The organism is Rhodococcus sp. P14 (assembly GCF_000256505.1).
In the GTDB taxonomy this organism is placed as follows: Bacteria; Actinomycetota; Actinomycetes; order Mycobacteriales; family Mycobacteriaceae; genus Rhodococcus; species Rhodococcus ruber.
In genome coordinates, this window is the sequence record NZ_AJFC01000164.1 from 1 (window position 1) to 5,263 (window position 5,263).

6 protein-coding genes are annotated in these 5,263 nt (G+C 69.9%); 3 read left to right on the top strand and 3 right to left on the bottom strand.

From position 1 onward, the window contains the following. Nucleotides 1–813, top strand: an 813-nt coding sequence (locus OEY_RS0111895; protein WP_010594095.1) for an MBL fold metallo-hydrolase, incomplete at its 5' end; no start/stop codon positions are given. Nucleotides 814–858: 45 nt separating this feature from the next. On the opposite strand, the gene OEY_RS0111900 is transcribed toward OEY_RS0111895, so the two are convergent. From OEY_RS0111900 to OEY_RS0111910, 3 genes are all read right to left on the bottom strand, one after another. Further along, nucleotides 859–1,539 (bottom strand): TerD family protein, encoded by a 681-nt coding sequence (locus OEY_RS0111900; protein ID WP_010594096.1) that lies wholly within the window; start codon nt 1,537–1,539, stop codon nt 859–861. 81 nt (nt 1,540–1,620) lie between these two features. Next, a complete protein-coding gene (locus tag OEY_RS0111905; RefSeq protein ID WP_010594097.1) occupies nt 1,621–2,709 on the bottom strand; it encodes a DUF475 domain-containing protein in 1,089 nt (362 codons plus the stop codon). Between the two features lie 124 nt (nt 2,710–2,833). Beyond that, nucleotides 2,834–3,409, bottom strand: coding sequence for a TerD family protein (locus OEY_RS0111910; protein ID WP_010594098.1), 576 nt, complete (start codon nt 3,407–3,409; stop codon nt 2,834–2,836). A 233-nt stretch (nt 3,410–3,642) separates the two neighbouring features. Here OEY_RS0111910 and OEY_RS0111915 point away from each other — a divergent pair, with 233 nt between their 5' ends. Both OEY_RS0111915 and OEY_RS0111920 read left to right on the top strand, forming a co-directional pair. Beyond that, nucleotides 3,643–4,764 (top strand): hypothetical protein, encoded by a 1,122-nt coding sequence (locus OEY_RS0111915; protein ID WP_026137611.1) that lies wholly within the window; start codon nt 3,643–3,645, stop codon nt 4,762–4,764. After that, the coding region (locus OEY_RS0111920; RefSeq protein ID WP_010594100.1) for an HpcH/HpaI aldolase/citrate lyase family protein at nt 4,761–5,263 on the top strand (503 nt) is incomplete at its 3' end. The genes OEY_RS0111915 and OEY_RS0111920, both read left to right, overlap by 4 nt.

Below are 5,263 nucleotides of genomic sequence, written 5' to 3' on the forward strand. Positions count from 1 at the left end.
GCACCGATCACCGAGGCCGTCAATACCCACTCGGACGGCGACCACTGGTGGGGCAACGACACGCTGCCGGCGGCGACCCGCATCACGACCAGTGCGGCCGCGCTGCGCGGCATGCGCGAGGATCTGCCGCCGGCCGCGGTGACGGCGCTGGCGACGGCGGGCCGGTGGCTGGGCGCGGTGCCCGGCCGGGTCGGCGCCGCGGCCGCCTACATGCGCCGGATTCCGGGCGGCGCCCACCTGCCGTGGCGGTCGCCCCGGCTGCCAGACCACACCTTCGACACCGGTCTGCGGCTCGAGGTGGGACAACGTCCGGTGGCGTTGGAACGGCTCGGGCCGTGCCACACCGCCGGGGACGCGATCGTGCACGTGCCGGACGCCGGCGTGGTCTTCGCCGGCGATCTGCTGTTCGTCGGCTCGACCCCGATTCTGTGGCACGGGCCGCTCGAGAACTGGATTGCCGCGATGGATCGGCTGCTGGCGCTGGACGCCGACGCCTACGTGCCGGGCCACGGACCGTTGTGCGGACCGGACGAGATCCGCGAACTGCGCGCCTACTGGGTGTGGCTCGAGCAGGCCGGCCGGGAACAGCACGCGCGCGGCGCCGGGCCGCTCGAGGCGGCCCGGCGGCTGGTACGCGATCCCGAATTCGTCCGGTGGGGCGACTGGATCCACCCGGAGCGGATCGTCCTGAGTCTGAGCACGCTGTTCCACGGGTGGGGCGGGCATCCCCCGGCGCCGCCCACCGTCGCGCGACGGGCCGGGGCATTCGCCGACGCCGAGACGCTGCTACGCGAGTTGTCCGTCACGCGGTGAGGATCGCGTGATCGGCACGGACGCCGGAGTTGTGTGCAGACGTGGCTACTTGCGGCCCGGCGCCCAGTTCATGCCCCAGCCGTAGGCACGATCGAGGTCGGACTGGCTGCCGTCGACGTATTCGACGAGCCGCGAGACGCTGATCTCGCGGCCGGTGTTCTGCAGCATCGCGATGGCACAGATCCGTGCACCGTTGTTCGGCGAGTCGAGGCGCACCTCGATCTGCGGCCCGGAGGGCGGCGTGAGGGTGACGACGCCGTCCACTGCCGCCCAGTTCGGGGCGCCCTCGTAGATCATCGCGAAGATCAGGATCCGGCGGAATCGTTCGGGTTGTCCCAGGTCGATGCGCATGGTCTCACCGGCGGAGACGGCGCCGGTGCGGTCGTCGCCGTCCAGCGCGATGAACGGAGGTTTCTGCAGCGCACCGAAGCTGTTGCCGAGGGCCTGGACGACACCCTTCGAGCCGTCGGCGAGCTCGTAGAGGCAGCCGAGGTCGAGGTCGACGCCGCGGCCCGCCGCGCCGCCGGTGAGCTTGGCGAGGAATCCCTTCTTCGGTGGGGTCGGGGATCCGGTCTGTGACCAGTTCAGGTTCACCAGGGTGATCCCGCTTCCGGACTTGGCGAGATCGACCGTCGGGGCTGCCTTGGTGAGGCTGATCTTGCTCGGGTCGACTCCGCCCGTGCTGTCGCCGGGGTTCTTCGGGGGCCGGGTGTAATCGATTGCCATGGCTGGAACCTTTCCCTGGATACGAGAACGGGAACCCGCGATTGCTCGAACCGATCGCGGGTTCCCGTCGATGTCGTGCGGTCAGGCGGCGACGGACGCCTTCGTCTCCTGACGATTGCGCCGGATGCTGCTGGCGAACGCGGCGCCGATGAGCGCGACCCCCACCAGACCCGTGATGATCTCGTTCACGTGATGGCCGATCGAGTACAGCAGGATGAACGCGAGCGCACCGATCGCCCAGTGCGCGCCGTGCTCGAGGTAGCGGTACTCCGACAGGGTGCCCTTGCGGACGAGAAACACCGTGATCGAGCGGACGAACATCGCGCCGATGAAGCCGAGGCCCAGCGCGATGATGATCGGATCGGAGGTGATGGCGAACGCGCCGATCACGCCGTCGAAGGAGAACGACGCGTCGAGCACCTCGAGGTAGAGGAACAGGAAGAATCCGGCCTTGCCGGTGGCCTTGGCCAGCTGGGTGGGCCCGCCGGTGCCTTCTTCCTCACCTTCCTCGGGGATGTGGAACATCTCGCCGAGGCCGTTGACGGCGATGTAGGTGATCATGCCGAGTACGCCGGCGATCATCACCGTGGCGACCTTGTCCTCGGGGGCGAGGATCGTGGCGGTCAGCACGAGCAGCACCGACGCGACGACGACCTCGAGCTGGTCGAGCTTGCCGGCCCGCGCGAGCGGACGCTCGAGCCACGCGAGCCACTTGATCTCGCGTTCCTCGAAGATGAAGTTCAGGAACAGCATCAGCAGGAACATGCCACCGAAGCCGGCGATCTGCGGGTGTGCTTCGGTGATGATCGTCTCGTAGCTGGGGCTTCCGTCGGGGAAGTACGCGGCGTCGTTCGGCGGTGGGTTGAGGGCGAGGTCGAGTGCCTCGACCGGACCGAGGCCGGAGGCGATCCACACGATGAGCAGCGGGAAGATCAGCCGCATACCGAACACGGCGATGAGGATGCCGATGGTGAGGAAGATCTTCTGCCAGAACTCGCTCATCCGCTGCAGCACGGTGGCGTTGATGACCGCGTTGTCGAACGAGAGCGAGACCTCGAGGACGCCGAGGATCGCGGCGAGGAACAGTGCCTGGGGTCCGCCGTAGAGGAAGGCGACCACCAGGGACACGACGGTGACGGCGAACGATATGCCGAAAATGCGCAGAACCACGAAGCGTGGCCTTTCTGTCTGGATCGGGCGGTGCAGGGTGGTTACTGCAGCAAACTATCGGTGACCCAAGGAAAGCGGCCCCCGGCGACGAAGCCGGGGGCCGGATCCGGGGTCCGGAGGAACGTCAGACGTTGACGCCGTAGTCACGGGCGATGCCCGCCAGGCCGGACGCGTAGCCCTGGCCGATGGCGCGGAACTTCCACTCCGCACCGTGCCGGTACAGCTCACCGAAGACCATGGCGGTCTCGGTGGACGCGTCCTCCGACAGGTCGTAGCGGGCCAGTTCGTTGCCGTTGGCGCGGTCGACGACGCGGATGTAGGCGTTGCGGACCTGGCCGAACGACTGGCTACGGGAGTCGGCGTCGTAGATCGAGACCGGGAAGAAGATGCTCTCGATGTTCGCCGGCACGGCGGTCAGGTCGACGTTGACGACCTCGTCGTCGCCCTCGCCCTCACCCGTGCGGTTGTCGCCGATGTGCTCGATCGAGCCGTCCGGGGACTTGAGGTTGTTGAAGAAGACGAAGTGCTGGTCCGAGACCACCTTCTTGTCGGCGCCGGTCGCGATCGCGCTGGCGTCGAGGTCGAAGTCGGCACCGGTGGTGCTGCGGATGTCCCAGCCGAGGCCGACGGCCACGGCGGGGAGGTTCGGCGCTTCCTTGGTGAGGGAAACGTTGCCGCCCTTGGTCAAGCTGACGCCCATGCGGGGTCCTTTCGATCTGTCGGTCCGGACGAGGTGCCCGGGCGGGCACGCCCGATTTGCGCGTGTCCCACCACCCTAATAGCTGATGCGCGCCCACGCCCCCGCGCTCCGCATGCACACGGGACCGAAGGGCGCGGACCAGTACCATTCGGGGCGTGGCGAGCCGATGGACGCGCCGCCTCTTCGGCGGTGGGAGCACCGACGATCCGCTGGCGCTGCGCGCCTACGACGCGATGGTCGCCGCGTTCCTCGACATGGACCGGCGCCAATCCGTCGCCGAGGCCGGAGTCACGGCCTCGCACGAACTCGCCCCGCAGCGCGGCCTGCGGCGGGAATGGGAACCCGTCCGCGAAGCGTGCTACCGCGCGGCCGAGACGTACCTGCACCTCTCCCGCACCGAACCGTCCGATCCGCTCGCCCCCGCTCCGGCCTACGAACAGGCCCTGCAGCAGATCGGTCTCGCCACCCGCACCCTCGACGAGTTCTACGACCGCCACCGCGCGCACCTCGAGCACTCGGTCGCGGTGGCCCGGACCGTGCCGCAGCTCGCCCGGCAGGTCCGTACCGAGGCGCAGGCCGCGGCGGCACTGGTGACCGCACCCGAGCATGCGGCATACGCCGACTACCCGTCCGTGCGGGCCGCGGCGGACACGCTCGACGCGGAGATCCGGGCGCTCGATTCGGCCGTGGGAACCGGGGCGGTCCGAACCGCGGCACGACGAGCCGAGGAGGCGGCGACCGCCCTGCGCCGCGCCCTCGCGCAGGCACCGGACCGAGCCGAGTCCGCCCGGAAGGCTGTGGCATCGGTCACCACCCGGCTGTCGGCGGTCCGCACCCGTGCCGAGAGCCTGGCGCCGGCGTTCTCGGCGCTGCTGCGCGAGTTCAACGCCGCCAGCTCGGCCGACCTGGCCGGCAACGAACGCGCCGCCCGCGAGTTCCTCGACCGGGCCGACGCCGACGTGTCCGCGGCGCGAACGGCAGCGGCCGCGAACCGGCCCGAACAGGCGCTGGAGCTGACCGCGGCGGCCCGGGCATCGCTCACCCAGGCCGAACGGTACGTCGACGCCGTCACCGACCGGCTGTCCGTCCTCCGCGAGGTCCGCCGTGATCCGGCCGCGAAGGTGGAGCAGGTACGGTTCCGTCTGCGCGACGCGCAACAACTCGCGGTCCAACGGGGGTTGACCGCAGAATGGGGTTCGGTGCTCGACGCGCAGCTCGATCGGATCGACAGGGCAGTCGGTTCGCTCACCGGAGTACACCCCGACTACTGGGCGTACGTCCGGGAGCTCGACGCCGTTTCGCGCTTCATCGCCGGTGTGGTGCAACGAATGAGAGGACGAACGGACGAGGTATGAGTGGGGGAACCTTCACCGACATGCGCACGATGCATCATTTCCACCACCTCGACGGCGCGGCCCGGGACACCTTGTTCCTGCATCCGCCGCAACCGTTCTCCGATGCCGACGAGCGTGAGCGGCTCGCCGTCGCGCTCGGGGCGACCCTGTACGTGCCCGCCACCCGCTCGGATCTCGCCGCCACGGTCGCGCGCCGCGGCGGGGAGGGCGTCGCCTCGATGGTGATCGACCTCGAGGACGCCGTCGCCGATCACGAGGTCGAGGACGGCCTGCGCAACGCGGTCGCCACCCTCGACGCCCTCGCCGGCACCGCCGCCGCGACGATGCTGCTGTTCGTCCGGGTGCGCACCCCCGACGGTGTCGACCGCATCGCCGACACCCTGGGACCGGGCGTCGCCGCGCTGACCGGATTCGTCCTGCCCAAGTTCACCGCGGCGTCGGGTCCGGCGTTCCTCGACGCCGTGGCTGCGGCCTCGGAACGGCTGGGGGGGGCGCGCGG